Source organism: Nonomuraea sp. NPDC050663, from assembly GCF_044456985.1.
GTDB lineage: Bacteria > Actinomycetota > Actinomycetes > Streptosporangiales > Streptosporangiaceae > Nonomuraea.
On record NZ_JBITGL010000008.1, the window covers coordinates 288,933 to 306,598 of the forward strand.

Annotated in this window: 22 protein-coding genes; 19 read left to right on the forward strand and 3 right to left on the reverse strand. The window is 67.2% G+C overall.

Annotated features, from left to right (window positions below):
• The first annotated feature begins 31 nt into the window (after positions 1–31).
• Together ACIBH1_RS26295 and ACIBH1_RS26300 are read left to right on the forward strand one after the other, a co-directional pair.
• On the forward strand, positions 32–880 hold the full coding sequence (locus tag ACIBH1_RS26295) for a hypothetical protein (RefSeq protein WP_397316781.1): 849 nt from the start codon (positions 32–34) through the stop codon (positions 878–880).
• A 10-nt stretch (positions 881–890) separates the two neighbouring features.
• Complete coding sequence (locus tag ACIBH1_RS26300) at positions 891–1,148, forward strand: hypothetical protein (RefSeq protein ID WP_397316576.1); 258 nt, start codon at positions 891–893, stop codon at positions 1,146–1,148.
• 38 nt (positions 1,149–1,186) lie between these two features.
• Here the strand turns inward: ACIBH1_RS26300 and ACIBH1_RS26305 are convergent, their stop codons facing one another.
• Positions 1,187–1,408 carry a BldC family transcriptional regulator gene (locus tag ACIBH1_RS26305; protein ID WP_397316782.1) on the reverse strand — a complete coding sequence of 74 codons (222 nt, stop codon included), beginning with the start codon at positions 1,406–1,408 and terminating at the stop codon, positions 1,187–1,189.
• A gap of 255 nt (positions 1,409–1,663) precedes the next feature.
• Here ACIBH1_RS26305 and ACIBH1_RS26310 point away from each other — a divergent pair, with 255 nt between their 5' ends.
• Positions 1,664–1,882, forward strand: a complete 219-nt coding sequence (locus ACIBH1_RS26310) for a DUF4229 domain-containing protein (protein ID WP_397316578.1) — start codon at positions 1,664–1,666, stop codon at positions 1,880–1,882.
• Here ACIBH1_RS26310 and ACIBH1_RS26315 read toward each other — a convergent pair.
• Positions 1,879–3,066: a hypothetical protein gene (locus ACIBH1_RS26315; protein WP_397316579.1), complete on the reverse strand. Its 1,188-nt coding sequence runs from the start codon at positions 3,064–3,066 to the stop codon at positions 1,879–1,881. The two genes, ACIBH1_RS26310 and ACIBH1_RS26315, sit on opposite strands and share 4 nt — an antisense overlap.
• Positions 3,067–3,185: 119 nt before the next feature.
• On the opposite strand from ACIBH1_RS26315, the gene ACIBH1_RS26320 reads away from it, so the two are divergent.
• On the forward strand, positions 3,186–3,905 hold the full coding sequence (locus ACIBH1_RS26320; RefSeq protein ID WP_397316580.1) for a demethylmenaquinone methyltransferase: 720 nt from the start codon (positions 3,186–3,188) through the stop codon (positions 3,903–3,905).
• Here the strand turns inward: ACIBH1_RS26320 and ACIBH1_RS26325 are convergent.
• A complete protein-coding gene (locus ACIBH1_RS26325) occupies positions 3,887–4,447 on the reverse strand; it encodes a hypothetical protein (RefSeq protein WP_397316581.1) in 561 nt (186 codons plus the stop codon). The genes ACIBH1_RS26320 and ACIBH1_RS26325 overlap by 19 nt on opposite strands.
• 222 nt (positions 4,448–4,669) lie before the next feature.
• On the opposite strand from ACIBH1_RS26325, the gene ACIBH1_RS26330 reads away from it, so the two are divergent.
• From ACIBH1_RS26330 to nuoK, 15 genes are all read left to right on the forward strand, one after another.
• Positions 4,670–5,545 (forward strand): helix-turn-helix domain-containing protein, encoded by an 876-nt coding sequence (locus ACIBH1_RS26330; RefSeq protein ID WP_397316582.1) that lies wholly within the window; start codon positions 4,670–4,672, stop codon positions 5,543–5,545.
• Between the two features lie 55 nt (positions 5,546–5,600).
• Positions 5,601–5,810, forward strand: coding sequence for a DUF397 domain-containing protein (locus ACIBH1_RS26335; RefSeq protein WP_397316583.1), 210 nt, complete (start codon positions 5,601–5,603; stop codon positions 5,808–5,810).
• Positions 5,811–5,928: 118 nt separating this feature from the next.
• Entirely contained in the window at positions 5,929–6,123 is a 195-nt protein-coding gene (locus ACIBH1_RS26340) for a DUF397 domain-containing protein (RefSeq protein ID WP_397316584.1), read from the forward strand.
• A 96-nt stretch (positions 6,124–6,219) separates the two neighbouring features.
• Positions 6,220–7,473: a geranylgeranyl reductase family protein gene (locus ACIBH1_RS26345; RefSeq protein ID WP_397316585.1), complete on the forward strand. Its 1,254-nt coding sequence runs from the start codon at positions 6,220–6,222 to the stop codon at positions 7,471–7,473.
• Positions 7,474–7,528: 55 nt separating this feature from the next.
• Positions 7,529–7,888 carry an NADH-quinone oxidoreductase subunit A gene (locus ACIBH1_RS26350; RefSeq protein ID WP_397316586.1) on the forward strand — a complete coding sequence of 120 codons (360 nt, stop codon included), beginning with the start codon at positions 7,529–7,531 and terminating at the stop codon, positions 7,886–7,888.
• Between the two features lie 3 nt (positions 7,889–7,891).
• The gene (locus ACIBH1_RS26355; protein WP_181616597.1) at positions 7,892–8,443 is read left to right on the forward strand and encodes an NADH-quinone oxidoreductase subunit B family protein; all 552 of its coding nucleotides are present in this window, start codon (positions 7,892–7,894) and stop codon (positions 8,441–8,443) included.
• Positions 8,440–9,090 (forward strand): NADH-quinone oxidoreductase subunit C, encoded by a 651-nt coding sequence (locus tag ACIBH1_RS26360; protein WP_397316588.1) that lies wholly within the window; start codon positions 8,440–8,442, stop codon positions 9,088–9,090. The genes ACIBH1_RS26355 and ACIBH1_RS26360 overlap by 4 nt, the downstream gene beginning before the upstream one ends.
• Entirely contained in the window at positions 9,087–10,397 is a 1,311-nt protein-coding gene (locus ACIBH1_RS26365) for an NADH-quinone oxidoreductase subunit D (protein WP_397316589.1), read from the forward strand. Before ACIBH1_RS26360 ends, ACIBH1_RS26365 begins: the two co-directional genes overlap by 4 nt.
• Positions 10,394–11,050: an NADH-quinone oxidoreductase subunit NuoE gene (gene nuoE, locus ACIBH1_RS26370; protein WP_397316590.1), complete on the forward strand. Its 657-nt coding sequence runs from the start codon at positions 10,394–10,396 to the stop codon at positions 11,048–11,050. Before ACIBH1_RS26365 ends, nuoE begins: the two co-directional genes overlap by 4 nt.
• Positions 11,047–12,336 carry an NADH-quinone oxidoreductase subunit NuoF gene (gene nuoF, locus ACIBH1_RS26375; RefSeq protein WP_397316591.1) on the forward strand — a complete coding sequence of 430 codons (1,290 nt, stop codon included), beginning with the start codon at positions 11,047–11,049 and terminating at the stop codon, positions 12,334–12,336. The genes nuoE and nuoF overlap by 4 nt, the downstream gene beginning before the upstream one ends.
• Positions 12,333–14,696: an NADH-quinone oxidoreductase subunit G gene (locus ACIBH1_RS26380; RefSeq protein ID WP_397316592.1), complete on the forward strand. Its 2,364-nt coding sequence runs from the start codon at positions 12,333–12,335 to the stop codon at positions 14,694–14,696. The genes nuoF and ACIBH1_RS26380 overlap by 4 nt, the downstream gene beginning before the upstream one ends.
• Entirely contained in the window at positions 14,693–15,988 is a 1,296-nt protein-coding gene (gene nuoH, locus ACIBH1_RS26385; protein ID WP_397316593.1) for an NADH-quinone oxidoreductase subunit NuoH, read from the forward strand. The genes ACIBH1_RS26380 and nuoH overlap by 4 nt, the downstream gene beginning before the upstream one ends.
• Positions 15,975–16,490 carry an NADH-quinone oxidoreductase subunit NuoI gene (nuoI, locus tag ACIBH1_RS26390; protein ID WP_181616604.1) on the forward strand — a complete coding sequence of 172 codons (516 nt, stop codon included), beginning with the start codon at positions 15,975–15,977 and terminating at the stop codon, positions 16,488–16,490. Before nuoH ends, nuoI begins: the two co-directional genes overlap by 14 nt.
• Positions 16,483–17,310, forward strand: coding sequence for an NADH-quinone oxidoreductase subunit J (locus ACIBH1_RS26395; RefSeq protein WP_397316594.1), 828 nt, complete (start codon positions 16,483–16,485; stop codon positions 17,308–17,310). Before nuoI ends, ACIBH1_RS26395 begins: the two co-directional genes overlap by 8 nt.
• Complete coding sequence (gene nuoK, locus ACIBH1_RS26400; RefSeq protein ID WP_181616606.1) at positions 17,307–17,603, forward strand: NADH-quinone oxidoreductase subunit NuoK; 297 nt, start codon at positions 17,307–17,309, stop codon at positions 17,601–17,603. The genes ACIBH1_RS26395 and nuoK overlap by 4 nt, the downstream gene beginning before the upstream one ends.
• Positions 17,604–17,666 lie beyond the last annotated feature (63 nt).

Consider the following 17,666-nt stretch of genomic DNA (forward strand, 5'->3'; position numbering starts at 1 on the left):
AGGGGGAGCACGTCGTAACCTTCTGGGCGTGATGTCGCGCTCGGATGACGGCGGCCGCCATCGGCGGGGGAGCTGGTGGCGGCGAGGCTCCTACCTCTTCTCCCGGCGCAGGAACGCGCCAAGAGGTTCCGACCGCTCCATCTGGGTCGACAAGCCCGAGAAGGCGCCTGAGCGGCTCTCAGCGGCCGTCGTGGACCGGCCTCAGTACACCTGGCAGGACTTCGAGCTGGCCTACGAGTCGCCGCGGGCCCAGCCCAACCGGCCCGACTTCCCGCCGCGCGGCGACGGGCTGCAGCACTGCGGCAAGCTGGAGCGCATCCTGCACCGCCAGTGGGACGCGCGGCGCGGGCCTCCCTCCGCCGATGCCGTACGGGCCGTGGAGAGCCTGGCGCGGCTGCCCGACCGGCTCAAGGAACTGCTGGCCGACCGGCTTGAAGGCATCTACGTGGGGCCGGGCGGCGTGCCCGAGCTCGACGACATGGGCTACCTGCGCGGTGCGCCGCTGCCGTCGGGACGGGCCACGTGGGACATCTGCGCGGGCGCGTACGGCGACCGCAAGATCGTGGTGGGGGATCGCCCCTCGCCCACGCCCGATGTGATGATGCACGAGGTGGGTCACGCGATCGACGACGTCGACGCCGCGTATGGTGATTGGGTCTCCGACTCGCCCCAGTTCATGGCACTCTACGATCGGGCCAGACCGTTACTGGCCTCCTCGTTCCACCGGCAGGGCGGCGGGCTGGGGCGCAAGGAGTTCTTCGCCGACGCCTTCGCGGCGATCGCGTCGAGGCAACGTCCCGCGCTGGTCGACATGCTGAGCGGCGACACGAGGCTGGCGCTCGACATCATGCTCTTCTTCAACCGGCGCTACGGGATTTAGGTGGTCACCCATGTACGTCATCCGCCTCGCTGACGGGACCCTGCGCGTGCCGCAGAGCGTCACCAGCGAAGACGGGCGGTTGATCGGCAATGCCTACGTCGAGCTCGCTCCCGACGACCCCGACTACGACAAGTGGGTGGGGGAGTCGGTCACCGAGGAGGAGCTGGCCGAGCGGCAGAAGCGCTGGGCAGCGGAGAACGACGAGCTGGAGCGCGAGTTCCAGGAGTACAAGGCCCAGAAAGAGGCACAGCGCGAATCCGAGCGGTGACCCTGCGGTTGTGACGCAGGATCACCGATGACGGAACGTCAGACGCGCGGGGACTCGCCCGACGGCCTGTCGGCCGTGAGCACGTCCTCGCCACGAAGAAGGGCATGAACTTCCGATTCACGGAAGCGCCGGTGCCCTCCGGGGGTGCGGATGCTACTGATGCGGCCTGCCGCGGCCCAGCGCGTCACCGTCTTTGGGTCTACCCGGAAGAGGGCGGCAACCTCACCCGGGGTCAGCAGACGCTCGCTGCTACTCTCCACCAATCTCTCCCCCTCGCATCCCGCTTCCTGCCAGCGGGCGGACAGGTAACCAGTGTGTCGAGCGAAGCCTGATTTATCCGTGGTTTCAGCCAATGATCCACGGTTGTTACCAGCTGACTGCCCGATTGTTATATGATAGAGCCTCTTTGGGGCTCTCGTGGGTGTTTCTTTACGAAAGCACCTGACTGGGAACAGTAGCAGTGCAAGCGCCGGATGCGAAGAGCGGACACCCGCGAGGCCGAGTAATCTCGACCTGTGCATCCTGTCCTCGTTTACACCTTGTCCCGAATCGGCCTGTTCCTCGTCAGCCTCGGGCTTCTCTTTCTCCTCGGCGCCAGAGGGATTCTGCTCCTGGCTCTCGCCTTCGTGGTGAGCGGAGTCGCCAGCTATGTGCTGCTGTCGAAGCAGCGCGACGCGGTGAGTTCGAAGATCAGCAACAGGCTCGACCAGCCCAAGCCCACAGAAGGGGCCTAAGGCAGGGGGAACATGCCAATCCGGGCATGGTACTCCTGACCGAGCCGCGTTGTGTCACTACCGACGAGTAGGCCGTCACGGTGCGCAAGAAATGCTTTGACCCCGATCCCGCGTTCGCGACCGGGATTCCAGCCGAGCGCTTTTCCGGTCTTCGGGTGAATCGCCCCGATGCCTTCGCGCTCCACCGCTCCGTGCCCCGCTGAATCGCGGCCGAGCGGGTTGTCGAGCCACCGCTGGTGACCCCCCACATATACGGCCTTGCCGGTCACGGCCACCGAGTACAACGAGTCGCCGCCGGTGTGGTTGACCCACGTGGGATCGATGTCCGTGCCCTTGTCGTACGTCTCGAACCTGGCCGTCGTGTCGCACAGCTTGCCGGGCCCCATCGGGCCGCCGGTGGTCACCACCGCGAAGTAGCGGCCGTCCGGCGACAGGTCCAGGCCGCGCACATACGACGGGAAGACGTCCATGCACTCCGGCTCGTAGGCGTCGGTGTGCCAGTCGGCCACCTTCGCCGCAACCGTGTCGATCACTCCGAGCTGCGGACGCGGCAGGCCGTCGAGCGTGGTGAAAGTGCCGTCGACCACCAGCCGGTCCTTCGAGACCGCCATGGCGTACACCTTCACGCGCGGGGTGCGCGGCGCGCCGGCGACGATGTCGAAGCCCGGATCCGCCGCCCCGGTGCTGGCGTCCAGCCTGGCCAGAGCCGTACGCGGGCGAACGAAGTCGCCGCCCACGTACAACTGCGCGCCGCGGCGCGCCAGCGCGGTCACCATGCCGCCGGAGACCCTGGGGGAGAAGCCGCGTACGGCACTGCCGTCCGACAGGCGCAGACGGCGCAGCTTGGCGGACGAGAAGTCGCCACCCACATAGACGGTGCCGTCGGCGCCCGCCACCAGAGCGTGCACCGGACCGTCGAGGCCGGGCGCGAACGCCTCCTTGATACGGCCGGTCTTGAGGTCGAAGGCGAACACGTTGTCGCGCGGATAGGTCCTGCTCCTGGAGGCGTCGGCCACCTCGCTGAACGACCCGCCCACCACCACCGTGTCACCGACCAGGGCGAGCGCGTTGACGATGCCGTCAAGGACGTGCGGCGTGTTGTCGGCCGGGTCGGTGCTCACCACGCGGGAGTGGGCGACCGGAGCCATGGCGAGTGCCGCCGCAAGGACCGTACGGGCAATCATCCGCCAAGTCCTAGCACACTCTTTGTAACGGCATCGCTACCTTGTGCGTTTTCCTGTGCCGTACACAGGCCCGGTTCACCCGGCCTCTACGCTTGACGCATGACCCGTAGGCTTGACGCATGACCCGCGCCCAGTTGGACAAGAAGCCGCACGAGGTCGCCGCGATGTTCGATCGCACGGCCCGCCGCTACGACCTGGTCAACGACGTGATCTCGATGGGCCAGGTCAGGTTGTGGCGCAAGGCCGTCGCCGCCGCGGTCGACGCGGGTCCCGGCGAGGTCGTGCTCGACCTGGGCGCCGGCACGGGCACCTCCACCGACTCCTTCACCACCCTGGGCGCCAGGGCGATCGCGTGCGACTTCTCCATGGGCATGCTCGCCACCGGCGTACGCCGAAGGGGCGGCAACGCGCTGTCGGGCGACGGGCTGCCGTTCATCGCCGGCGACGCGACCAGGCTGCCGTTCGCCGACGACTCGTTCGACGCGGTGACCATCTCCGTGGCGCTGCGCAACGTCAACGACACCGAACGGGCGCTGAGGGAGATGCTGCGGGTGACCAGGCCGGGCGGGAGGCTGGTGATCCTGGAGTTCTCGCACGTCACCATCAAGTCGTTCGACGTGGTGTATCGCGAGTACCTGATGCGGATGCTGCCGAAGGTGGCCAAGGTGTTCGGGTCGAACGACGACTCCTACGAGTACCTGGCGGAGTCGATCCGCGACTGGCACGACCAGCCATCGCTCGCGGCGGTCATCCAGCGGGCCGGGTGGGAGCGGGTGGCTTGGCGGAACATGTCGCTGGGAATCGTGGCGATGCACCGGGGCTACAAGCCCCAGGGCTGATCGACTCTCAGGGTGACCAGAGGACCTTTGAGCGGATGCGGCGCGAGGTCGACGCCCTCCGCCAGGCAGGCCGTCCTGATCTCCGGCAGATAGTCCTCGATCAGCTCCGGCGACATCCCCGAACGCAGGCCGAGAAGCAGATACACGCTGCCGTCGTGCACCTCCGTCTTCAGCACGAGCGGCAGCCTGCCGGTTTTGGTCCTCATCAGGGTCTGCTGGCATAACCCCTGGAACCGGTGGCGGACGATCAGGCCGACCGCATACTCCACGCACCGCTTGCGCAGGGCCGGCGTGCCTAGTGAGGCGATCACCATGCCCGCGAAGGAGAGCGCCGCGATGGTCGCATCGGACCAGACGGTGATCTGGTAGGCCGTCAGAGACAGCACCGCGGTGGCGCCGATCTCCGACCTCCAGCGAACGAGCTTGCCGACTGCCGCCAGGGGCCCTTTGGCGGGTGGGATGTACTCCTCGTCGATGATCGTGGAAGTCCAGAGGAGCAAGCTCCTCTTGCGCCAGACGCGGTGGGGGGTGACTCTGGTCATGTTCTGTGCGCTCCTGTCCCGAGGTCTGTGGAGGAAGTGCTGCGGGACTTTTCGGGCGGATGGGTGCCACCATCCGCCCGACGCGTTCTATGCTGGAATTTCCCGGCGGGAGGCTCTCCACGATTATCGCCGGGATTGCTGGCGGGAATCCCGCTGGGAGTCCCTTGATTTCGTGGAGTAAGGGGAGTGTGGCCGAATCCAGACATCGAAGGGGATGTCAGTGTGAAGCGGAACCCAAGTCCCGTCGTGAGTCGCCGTAGGCTGGCGGCGGAGCTGCGGCGTGCGCGGGAGGAGGCCGGGAAGACCGGCAGTGAGGTCGCCAAAGCGCTTGACTGGTCGTCGTCCCGAGTGTCTCGTATCGAAAAAGCGCAGGTCGGCATTCCGATCGAGGATGTCGAGGCGTTGATGCGGCTGTACGGCCTAATCGATCCTCTCCGCAAGGCGTTGCTTGAGCTGGCAACAGAGTCCGCAGAGAAGGCTTGGTGGGATGCACACAGCGACTTCCTGTCTGAGCCCTACTTGGCCTTCATTGGGCTGGAGGCGGGGGCCACAGTCGAGCTGAACTGGCAGATCAGTGTGGTTCCCGGTTTGCTGCAGACCCCCGAATACACCGCTTCGATGCTGGGAGCGGACATGGTCGAAGAGCTGACGCCGGGAATGGTTCGACGTCGGACGGAGGTGCGAATGCGCCGCCAGAAGCTGCTGACTGCAGAGGACCCCCTGAGGCTGGAGGCGGTCATCGACGAATCGGTTCTTCACCTGATGTACGGCAGCAGGGAGATCGTTAGAGACCAGTTCCGTCACCTGCAGAAGATGGCCGCATTGCCCAGTGTGTCTATCCGCGTTCTGCCGTTCTCGGTTCCACGCAGCTCCGCGTTGGCCCAGTTCGTCGTGTTGCGCTACCCGGAGCGGAAGGGCCCCTTGCGGGTTCTCCATCCCGATGTCCTGTACCAGGAGGCCTCGACCGGCGAGAGCCTTGAGGACGACGAGGACATCACTTTCCGTCACGTGCGTATTTTTGGCACGCTGGCGGGGCGAGCACTCGACGAGGGGGAGTCGCTGAGGCTGATCGCGGCAGCGGCGGAGCGAGCGGGGTGATTCCTAACCAAATGAACCGGGTATCCCTTCTGCGGCCCCTCCAGAAGGACGTGCGATGGCGTGGCGGAAGAGCTCATTCAGTCTTGCGAACGGGGAGTGCGTCGAAGTCGCCCGACTCTCGACCGGTGATGTCGTTGTCCGTCACTCCAAGGATCCTGAGGGAGCCATGCTCCACTACTCGGCCGGTGAGTGGACGGCATTCGTAGCGGGAGTCATCAAGGGGGAGTTCGATCTGCATGATCTTCCTGTTACTGAAGATCTCTAAACTCGTTACGCAAAAACGCTACACCCTGGCCCCGCGTAGTGGCAGCCTGTGATTTTACAGCCCTGCAACTCCTCGGACTGGGCTGCCCTGGTCCATGGAGTGCAGGAGCGTAGAAGAGATGTCGCAAATCGGACGTGAGTGGCAAAAGAGTACGTACTCCATGTCGAACGGAGAGTGCGTAGAGATCGCCCGCACCGGCTCCGCCGTGCACGTCCGCGACTCCAAGGATCCCTCCGGCCCCACCCTGACCTTCACTGCCGGTGAGTGGCGTGCCTTCCTCAAGGGTGCCGTTGACGGCGAGTTTGACGTCTGATCCACCCCGACTGCCACCTAGTCCGCAAAAGGCGTTAGACTGCCGGGCGACAAAGTTTGTGAAGACCTTCACAAAGCGCCGACCTAGGACAGTCCCGTGACCGTGCCAGCCGCTCTACAGGCTGACGCCGACGTCATCGTCGTCGGCGCCGGTCCCGCAGGCTCCGCTACCGCCTTCTACCTCGCCCAGGCCGGTCTGGACGTGCTTCTCCTGGAGAAGACGACCTTCCCGCGCGAGAAGGTCTGCGGCGACGGCCTGACTCCTCGAGCCGTCAAGCAGCTCATGAACATGGGCATCGACTTCGACGCCCCCGGCTGGGTGCGCAACAAGGGCCTTCGGGTGGTCGGCGGTGGGCACCGCTTCGACCTCGACTGGCCCCAGCTGGAGCGCTTCCCCGACTTCGGCCTGGTGCGCACCCGTCAGGACTTCGACGAGATCCTCGCGGACAACGCTGTCAAGGCGGGTGTCCGCCTGATGCAGGGCGTCACCGTGACGGGTCCGGTTCTCGACGACCGCAGCGGTCACATCGTGGGCGTGACGACCAAGGACGGTGCCACGTTCAGGAGCCGTCTCGTGGTCGCGGCCGACGGCAACTCCACGCGGCTGGCCCTGGCGATGGGTCTGCACAAGCGTGAGGACCGCCCGATGGGCGTGGCCGTGCGCACGTATTACACCAGCCCCCGCCACGACGACGACTATCTGGAGATCTGGCTGGAGCTGTGGGACGAGGAGACCCTGCTGCCCGGTTACGGGTGGGTCTTCGGCGTCAGCGACGGCACCGCGAACGTCGGGCTGGGGCTGCTGAACACCAGCGACCACTTCAACAAGGTCGACTACCGCGACCTGTTGCGGCGCTGGACCAAGAACATGCCGGCCGAGTGGGGCTTCACCGAGGAGAACATGACCGCGCCGATCCGTGGCGCGGCCCTCCCGATGGCCTTCAACCGGCAGCCGCACTACACCCGGGGCCTGGTGCTGGTCGGAGACTCCGGGGGCGCGATCAATCCGTTCAACGGCGAGGGCATCGCCTACGCCATGGAGACGGGCGAGATCGCGGCCGAGGTCATCGCCCGGGCGCTGAAGGCGCCCGGGAGGGCTGAGCAGGAGCGCATCCTGCGGACCTATCCCAAGACCCTCAAGGACGCTTATGGCGGATATTTCACCTTGGGCAGGTTGTTTGTCGAGGCGATTGGGAAGCCGGGTCTGATGAGCTTTGGGGTACGGCACGGACTGCCGCACCCGAGGCTGATGCGCTTCGCGCTGAAGCTCCTTGGTAATCTCACCGACCGGCGAGGCGATGCGTCAGACCGGATCATCAACGCACTCTCGAAGGCCGCCCCGCGCGCATGAACAGATCAGCCACCCGGCAAACTTGTAAGTCACACATCCTTGAGGAGGCGTAGCGGTGGACCTTTATGTGCCCATCCTGGTGCTCGCCGTTCTCGCTGGAGGGTTCGCGGTCTTCTCCGTCGCGATCGCTCCTTTCACCGGTCCCAAGCGCTGGAACCGCGCCAAGCTTGACGCATACGAATGCGGCATCGAGCCGACGCCCCAGCCTGTCGGTGGCGGACGGTTCCCGCTCAAATACATGGTCACCGCGATGTTGTTCATCGTGTTCGACATCGAGATCATCTTCCTTTACCCGTGGGCCGTCTCCTTCAAGGCACTCGGGGTGTTCGCACTGGTCGAGATGCTGCTGTTCATCCTGACCGTGCTTGTCGCCTACGCGTACGTGTGGCGGCGCAAGGGTCTGGAGTGGGACTGAGACATGGGACTTGAAGAGAAACTCCCCAGCGGATTCATCCTCAGCACGGTCGAGCAGGTGGCGGGCTGGGCGCGCAAGAACTCGGTATGGCCGGCCACCTTCGGCCTCGCGTGTTGCGCCATCGAGCTGATGGCCACCGGTGGCCCCCACTACGACCTGGCGCGCTTCGGTATGGAGCGCGCTTCCGCGTCTCCCCGCCAGGCCGACCTGATGATCGTGGCGGGCCGTGTGTCGCAGAAGATGGCGCCGGTGCTGCGCCAGATCTACGACCAGATGGCCGAGCCCAAGTGGGTCATCGCCATGGGCGTGTGCGCGTCCTCGGGCGGCATGTTCAACAACTACGCCATCGTGCAGGGCGTGGACCACATCGTCCCGGTCGACATCTACCTGCCTGGCTGCCCGCCGCGGCCGGAGATGCTGATCGACGCGATCGTGAAGCTGCACGACAAGATCCAGAACACGAAGTTCGGCGCGCACCGTGCCAAGCAGATCGACGAGCTCGAGCTCAAGGCTCTGCGCCAGCTTCCGCTCATCGACCAGGGGACCGCCAAATGACCGTGCCTGCCGTACCTGAAGAGCCGGTGGCGCGTCACGGCATGTTCGGCGCCCACGACTCGGGTGACACCTCCGGTTTCGGTGGCCTGGTCGTCCGTCGTCCGCCGCAACTGGCCACGCCTCGTCCCTACGGCGAGTACTTCGACGATGTCGTCGACACGCTGGCGCTCGACGACGCGATCGAGCGGGTCGTGGTCGACCGCGGCGAGCTGACCCTGCACGTCAAGCGCGAGCGCCTGCTGGAGGTCGCCCAGAAGCTGCGCGACGACGCGGCGCTGCGCTTCGAGATGTGCCTGGGCGTGTCGGGCGTGCACTACCCGCACCTCGCGGGTGAGGAACTGCACGCGGTGTACCACCTGCTGTCGATCACGCACAACCGCCGGGTGCGGGTGGAGGTCAGCGCCCCCGACGCCGACCCGCACATCCCCTCGCTCGTGGGCGTCTACCCGACGAACAACTGGCACGAGCGCGAGACGTACGACTTCTTCGGCATCGTCTTCGACGGCCACCCCGCGCTGACCCGCATCATGATGCCGGACGACTGGGACGGGCACCCGCAGCGCAAGGACTACCCGCTCGGCGGCATCCCGGTCGAGTACCGCGGCGCCGAGATCCCCGCGCCGGACCAGAGGAGGACCTACTCATGACGACGACTGAGGGCAAGATCTATTCAGTCGACGGCGGCGACTGGGACCAGCTGGTCAGCGAGGTGCGCGACTCGGAGGACGAGCGCCTCATCATCAACATGGGCCCGCAGCACCCGTCGACCCACGGCGTGCTCCGGCTCGTGCTCGCCCTCGACGGCGAGACGGTGACCGAGGCGCGCGGCGTGATCGGCTACCTCCACACCGGCATCGAGAAGAACATGGAGTTCCGGACGTGGACGCAGGGCGTCACGTTCGTCACCCGCATGGACTACCTCGCGCCGATCTTCAACGAGACGGCCTACTGCCTGGGCGTCGAGAAGCTGCTGGGCATCACCGACCGCATCCCGGAGCGCGCCCAGGCCATCCGGGTGCTGACGATGGAGCTCACCCGCATCTCCTCGCACCTGGTTGCGATGGGCACTTTCGGCATGGAGCTGGGCGCGACCACGCCGTTCCTGTTCGGCTACCGCGACCGCGAGCTGATCATGGAGCTGCTGGAGTACATCACCGGCCTGCGCATGAACATGGCCTACATCCGGCCCGGCGGCGTGAGCGTCGACCTGCCCGCGGGCGCCGTCGACAAGGTCGGCGAGTTCCTCAAGGAGATGCCCAAGCGGATCAAGGACATCCGCAAGCTTCTCGACGAGAACCCCGTCTACCTGCGCCGCACCAAGGACGTCGGCTACCTCGACCTGACCGGCTGCATGGCGCTGGGCATCACGGGACCGATCCTCCGCTCCGCCGGCCTGCCGTGGGACCTGCGCAAGTCGCAGCCCTACTGCGGCTACGAGACCTACGACTTCGACGTCGCCGTCGAGACGAGCGCCGACGTGTTCGGCCGCTACCTGGTCCGCATGAAGGAGATGGAGGAGTCCCTCAAGATCATCGAGCAGGCTCTCGACCGGCTCGCCGGTCCGCTGAAGGGCCAGCCCGTGATGATCGAGGACAAGAAGATCGGCTGGCCCGCGCAGCTCGCGCTCGGACCCGACGGCTTCGGCAACTCGCCCGACCACATCGCGCACATCATGGGCCAGTCCATGGAAGCCCTGATCCACCACTTCAAGCTGGTGACCGAGGGCTTCCGCGTGCCGGCCGGCCAGGCGTACGCCAGCGTCGAGTCGCCGCGCGGCGAGCTGGGCGCGCACGTGGTCAGCGACGGCGGAACCCGCCCCTACCGCGTGCACTTCCGCGAGCCGTCCTTCACGAACCTGCAGTCCTTCCCCGCCATGGCGGAGGGTGGCCAGGTCGCCGATGTCATCGCGGCCGTGGCCTCGATCGACCCCGTCATGGGAGGTGTGGACCGGTGACTTACGCACCGGAAATCCGAGAGCGTCTCGAGCGCGACGCCAAGGAGATCATCGGGAAGTACCCGAAGACGCGCTCGGCGCTGCTGCCGCTGCTGCACCTGGTGCAGTCGGAGGACGGCTTCGTCTCCGACGACGGCCACGAGTTCTGCGCCGAGATGCTGGGCATCTCCAAGGCCGAGGTCGTGGGCGTGTCGACGTTCTACACCATGTACAAGCGCAAGCCGATGGGCGAATACCACGTCGGCGTCTGCATCAACGCGCTCTGCGCGGTCATGGGCGGCGACCAGATCTGGGACGAGCTCAGCGAGCACGTCGGCGTCGGACACGACGAGTCGACCGCCGACGGCAAGATCTCGCTCGAGCGCCTCGAGTGCAACGCCGCCTGCGACTTCGCGCCGGTCATGATGGTCAACTGGGAGTTCTTCGACAACCAGACGCCCGCCTCGGCCAAGCAGCTCGTCGACGACCTGCGCGACGGCAAGGACGTCTCGCCCACGCGCGGCCCGAAGAAGCTGTGCACCTTCAAGGAGGCTTCGCGCGTGCTGTCCGGCCTGCCCGACGACCTGGCCGGTGACGGCCCGTCGGCCGCCGGCGCCTCGCTCGAGGGTCTGAAGGTCGCCAAGGCCAACGGATGGAAGGCCCCCGAGGCATGAGCACTACTCTGACGCCGGTCCTCACCGCCAACTGGGACCAGCCGAACTCCTTCACCCTGGAGGGTTACGGCCCCTACGACGCCGCCAAGAAGGCGCTGGCGATGGACCCCGACGCCGTCATCCAGGCGGTCAAGGACTCCGGCCTGCGCGGCCGAGGCGGAGCCGGATTCCCCACCGGCATGAAGTGGGGCTTCATCCCGCAGGGCGACGGCAAGCCGCACTACCTCGTCGTCAACGCCGACGAGTCGGAGCCGGGCACCTGCAAGGACATCCCGCTGATGATGGCCAACCCGCACTCGCTGGTCGAGGGCGTCATCATCACGGCCTTCGCGATCCGCGCCAACCACGCGTTCATCTACGTGCGCGGCGAGGTCCTCCACGTGATCCGCCGCCTGCACGCGGCCGTGCGTGAGGCCTACGAGAAGGGCTACCTGGGCAAGGACATCTTCGGCTCCGGCTACGACCTGGAGCTGGTTGTCCACAGCGGAGCGGGCGCCTACATCTGCGGCGAGGAGACGGCTCTGCTCGACTCGCTGGAGGGCTTCCGTGGTCAGCCGCGACTCAAGCCCCCCTTCCCCGCGGTGGCGGGCCTGTACGCCTCGCCCACTGTGGTGAACAACGTCGAGTCGATCGCCTCTGTTCCCTCGATCGTGGCCAACGGCGCCGACTGGTTCGCCGGCATGGGCACCGAGAAGTCGAAGGGCTTCGGGATCTTCTCGCTCAGCGGCCACGTGACGCGGCCGGGGCAGTACGAAGCCCCGCTGGGCATCACGCTGCGCGAGCTGCTCGACATGGCGGGCGGCATCCGCGAGGGGCACCAGATCAAGTTCTGGACCCCGGGCGGCTCCTCGACGCCGATCTTCACCGACGAGCACCTCGACGTGCCGCTCGACTTCGAGGCGGTCGGCGCCAAGGGCTCCATGCTCGGCACCCGCGCGCTGCAGATCTTCGACGAGACCACCTGTGTGGTCCGTACTGTCCTGCGCTGGACCGAGTTCTACGCGCACGAGTCCTGCGGCAAGTGCACGCCCTGCCGTGAAGGCACCTACTGGCTCAAGCAGGTGCTCAAGCGGCTGGAGAAGGGCGAGGGCACCGAAGACGACCTCTCGCTCATCACCGACATCGCCGACAACATCCTCGGCCGCTCCTTCTGCGCGCTGGGCGACGGTGCGACCAGCCCGATCCACTCGTCGGTGAAGTACTTCCGCGACGAGTACCTGAAGCACTTCGAGATCGGCGGCTGCCCGTTCGACGCGAAGAAGTCCACTCTCTGGGGTGACTCATGACCGATTTGGTGACCCTGACGATTGACGGGTTCTCCGTCAGCGTTCCGAAGGGCACTCTGATCATCCGGGCGGCGGAGCTTCTCGGGATCCAGATCCCGCGCTTCTGCGACCACCCGCTGCTCGACCCGGCGGCCAACTGCCGCCAGTGTCTCGTCGACATCCCCGACGCGGGCAACGGCCGCGGCTTCCCCAAGCCGCAGCCCTCCTGCGCCATCGAGGTCGCCGAGGGCATGGTCGTGCAGACGGCGCTGACCTCGCCGGTGGCGGAGAAGGCCCAGCGGGCGGCCATGGAGCTGCTGCTGATGAACCACCCGCTCGACTGCCCGGTCTGCGACAAGGGCGGCGAGTGCCCCCTGCAGAACCAGGCGATGTCGAACGGGCAGGGCGAGTCCCGTTTCCACGAGCACAAGCGCACCTTCCCCAAGCCGATCGCGCTGTCGACGCAGGTCCTGCTCGACCGCGAGCGCTGCGTGCAGTGCGCGCGCTGCATCCGCTTCTCCGACGAGATCGCCGGTGACCCGCTCATCGAGTTCTTCGAGCGCGGGGCCAAGGAGCAGGTCCGTACGGCCGACGGCAAGCCGTTCAACTCCTACTTCTCTGGCAACACCATCCAGATCTGCCCGGTCGGAGCGCTGACCTCGGCGGCCTACCGGTTCCGCGCCCGCCCGTTCGACCTGGTCTCGACCCCGTCGACGTGTGAGCACTGCGCCGGTGGTTGCGCCCTGCGCACCGACCACCGCCGCGGCCGCGTCACCCGCCGCCTGGCCGGCAACGACCCGGCGGTGAACGAGGAGTGGAACTGCGACAAGGGCCGCTTCGCCTTCACCTACGCGACGCAGCCCGACCGCCTGCGCACCCCGCTGATCCGCGACGAGGAGGGCCAGCTGGTCGCCGCGTCGTGGCCCGAGGCGCTGGCCGTGGCCGCGCGCGGCCTGGCCGCCGCACGCGGCAGGACCGGCGTGCTCGTCGGCGGACGCCTGACCGTCGAGGACTCGTACGGCTACAGCAAGTTCGCCCGGCTGGCGCTGGCCACGAACGACATCGACTTCCGCGCCCGGCCCCTGAGCGCGGAGGAGACGCAGTTCCTCGCGCACGCGGTGGCGGGCAAGGGCATCGAGCTCTCCTACACCGACGTCGAGAACGCCCCGGCGGTCCTGCTCGTCGGGTTCGAGCCCGAGGACGAGTCGCCCATCCTCTTCCTGCGCCTGCGCAAGGCGTGGAGGAAGAAGGGCCTCAAGGTCACCGCGATCGCGCCGTTCGCCTCCGCCGGTCTGGCGAAGATGGGCGGCACCCTGATCAAGACCGCCCCCGGCGGCGAGGCCGACGCCCTGGGCTCGGTCGAACTGGCCGAAGGCACAGTGATCCTCGCGGGCGAGCGCCTGGCCGCCGTGCCCGGCGCGCTGTCGGCCCTGGCGCGGCTCGGCGCCTCGTCCGGCGCCAAGCTGGCCTGGATCCCGCGCCGCGCCGGTGAGCGCGGGGCGATCGAGGCGGGCGCGCTGCCGAACCTGCTGCCGATCGGCCGCCCGGTCGACGACGAGGCCGCCAGGGCCGAGGTGGCCCTCGCGTGGAACGTCAGCTCGCTGCCGTCGGCTCCGGGCCGCGACACCACGGGCATCCTGACCGCGGCGCTCACCGAGGAACTCGACGCGCTGGTCGTCGCGGGCGTCGACCCGTACGACCTGCCCGACCCGGCCGCCGCGCTCGCCGCGCTGGAGAACACCCCGTTCATCGTCAGCCTGGAGATCCGCGCCAGCGCCGTCACCGACCGCGCCGACGTGATCCTCCCGGTCGCGGCGGTGCAGGAGAAGAGCGGCACGTTCGTCAACTGGGAGGGTCGCGGGCGCATCTTCGAGCGCGCGATCAAGGTGCCCGGCCTGATGAGCGACCTCGAAGTGATCTCCGCGATCGCCGACCACATGGACGTCCACCTGGGTCTGCCCGACGCCGCCGCCGCCCGCCGCGAGCTCAGCTCGCTCGGCGCCTGGCGCGGCTCCCGCGCCGCGGCGCCGAACCTGTCGGGTACGGCTTCCGCCGCGCCGCAGGCAGGTCAGGCGCTGCTGGCCAGCTGGCACCTCATGCTCGACGGGGGTCGGCTGCAGGACGGCGAGCCGTACCTGGCGGGGACCGCCCGTCCGGCGGAGGCCCTGCTGTCCGAGTCGACCGCCGCAGAAGTCGGCGTCTCCGAGGGCGACAAGCTGGTGGTCGCCGGAACTGTCGGTGGGCTCGGGCAGAGTGTGACCCTGCCGGTCAGGATCGCCGATCTGCCTGACCGCGTCGTGTGGGTGCCGGCCAACTCCGGCGGTTCTTCCGTCCTGGGAGCCGCCTCCGGTGACATCGTCACTATCGGGAGCGCTTCATGATCCACCTGGCAACTGATCCGACCCTTTCCGATTTCGGGAAGGATCCGCTCTGGATCACCATCGTCAAGACGCTCTTCTTCTTCGTCCTGGTGATGCTCGGCATCCTGTTCGGCGTCTGGTACGAGCGCAAGCTCATCTCCCGCATGCAGCACCGCTACGGCCCCAACCGGGCCGGCAAGTTCGGTCTGCTGCAGTCGGTGGCCGACGGTCTGAAGATGGGTCTGAAGGAAGACCTCTTCCCGAACACCGTCGACAAGGTGCTCTACCTGCTGGCGCCAGTGATCATGGTGATCCCGGCGTTCCTGGCCTTCTCCATCACCCCGTTCGCCGGCATGGTCAACCTGTTCGGCGTCGAGACGCCGCTGCAGCTGCTCGACCTGCCGGTCGCGGTGCTGTTCATGCTGGCCATGGGCGCCATCTCGGTCTACGGCGTGGTGCTGGCCGGATGGTCGTCCCGCTCGCCGTACGCCCTGCTCGGCGGACTGCGGTCGGCGGCCCAGGTGGTCTCCTACGAGATCGCGATGGGGTTGTCCTTCGTGGGCGTCTTCCTCTTCGCGGGCACGCTGTCGACCTCCGAGATCGTCGGCGCGCAGGGCGACCTGTGGTACGTGATCCTGCTGCTGCCGTCGTTCCTGATCTACGTGGTCTGCATGTTCGGCGAGGCCGCGCGCATCCCGTTCGACCTGCCCGAGGGTGAGGGCGAGCTCGTCGGCGGCTTCCAGACCGAGTACTCCTCGTCGCTGAAGTTCGCGCTCATCATGATGGGCGAGTACCTCCACACCTTCACCGCCGCCGGCATCGCGGTCACGCTCTTCCTGGGCGGCTGGCACTCGCCGGTCGGGTTCCTGCCCGACGACGGCTACTGGGGCTTCCTCTGGTTCTTCATCAAGTTCGTGCTCGCCTTCAGCTTCGTGGTCTGGGTGCGCGCCTCGCTTCCGCGAGTGCGCTACGACCAGCTGATGGCGCTGGGCTGGAAGGTCCTGATCCCGCTCAACCTGGCCTGGCTGCTCCTGGTGGCCGGCATCCAGACCGTCCGCGGTCAGGACATGGGCACCGGCGACTGGTACTGGGCGGTCGGCATCACGGCGATCATCCTCATCGCCGGCCTGGCCATCTGGGCCCGCTTCGACACGGTCAGCCAGCGCCGCAAGGAAGTCAAGAAGACCGAGGTCGACGAGGAGTACGAAACCCTCAGGAGCGAGCCGGATGCCGGCGGATTCCCGGTTCCGCCGCTCGACCTGCCGCACTACCACGGCGTCACCCGCAAGGAGGTGTCCAGTGGGAGCAACTGACTGGCTGAACCCCATCAAGGGCTTCGGGGTCACCTTCCACCACATGTTCAAGAAGCCCGTCACGACGAACTACCCGGAGGAGAAGAAGCCCACGGCTCCTCGCTTCCACGGTAGGCACCAGCTCAACCGCTGGCCTGACGGGCTCGAGAAGTGTGTCGGTTGCGAGCTGTGCGCGTGGGCGTGTCCGGCTGACGCGATCTATGTCGAGGGCGCGGACAACACCGAGGAGGAGCGGTTCTCTCCCGGTGAGCGCTATGGGCGCACCTACCAGATCAACTATCTGCGGTGCATCCTGTGCGGCCTGTGCATCGAGGCTTGCCCGACTCGGGCGCTGACCATGACCAACGAGTACGAACTCGCCGACACCTCGCGTGAGAGCCTGATCTACACCAAGGAGATGCTCCTCGCGGACCTCACTCCCGGTATGGAGCAGCCTCCGCATCCGATGCGTCTCGGCGAGACCGAAGAGGACTACTACCGGCTGGGACGTACCAATGGGTGAGCAAGTCACATTCTGGGTGCTCGCCGTCGTCTCCGTCGGTGCTGCTCTCGGCATGGTGTTCAACCGCAAGGCGGTGTACTCCGCGCTGATGCTCGGCACGGTGATGCTCTGCCTGGCGGCGCTCTACGCCGTGCAGGAGGCGCCGTTCCTGGCCGCTGTGCAGATCATCGTCTACACCGGCGCCATCATGATGCTCTTCCTGTTCGTGCTCATGCTGGTCGGTGTCGATTCCGCGGACTCCCTCGTCGAGACCCTCAAGGGGCAGCGCTTCTGGGCGGCCGTCGCCGGCCTGGGCTTCGCGGTCCTGCTGGTGCTGGCCTTCGGCAACGCGGTCTTCACCGCGCCCTCCGGGCTCGGCGCGCTCTACCAGGAGAACGGCGGAGCGGTCGGCTCGCTGGCCAGGCTGATCTTCACGCGCCACGTGTTCGCCTTCGAGGTGACCTCGGCGCTGCTGATCACCGCCGCGCTCGGCGCGATGGTGCTGGCGCACCGCGAGAAGCTGCGCTCCCGGCCTTCGCAGAAGGAGCTGGCCCGCGCCCGCTTCCTCGACGGCAACGACCCGTCGCCGCTGCCCGGCCCCGGCACCTACGCCCGCAACAACGCCATCGACATGCCGGCGCGCCTGCCCGACGGCACCCTCTCCGAGCTGTCGGTCAACCGCACCATCGCCCGCCACGACGTGGAAGACGGGCACCTGCCCGCCGACCCGGAGCTGGCCGAGGCGATCCGCCACGCGGCCGAGCCGGAGTTCGCCGAGACGGCCCGCGTCAAGCGCGAGCTCGACGCGGAGAGCTCCGCCGCTGAGGAGGACTCCAAGTGACGACCGAGTATCTGGTCCTTTCCGCGATCCTCTTCGTGATCGGCGCTGTCGGCGTGCTGATCCGGCGCAACGCGATCGTGGTGTTCATGTGCGTCGAGCTCATGCTCAACGCGTGCAACCTTGCGTTCGTCACCTTCGCCCGCCAGTGGGGCAACCTCGACGGCCAGATCATCGCCTTCTTCGTGATGGTGGTGGCCGCGGCCGAGGTTGTCATCGGCCTGGCGATCATTGTGACGATCTTCCGGACCCGCAGGTCCGCGTCTGTCGACGACGCGAACCTGCTGAAGTACTGAGGGGCGACCGGTGGAAAATCCTGTAGAGATCATTCCGAACGCCGGTGGGGCGATCGGGGTCTC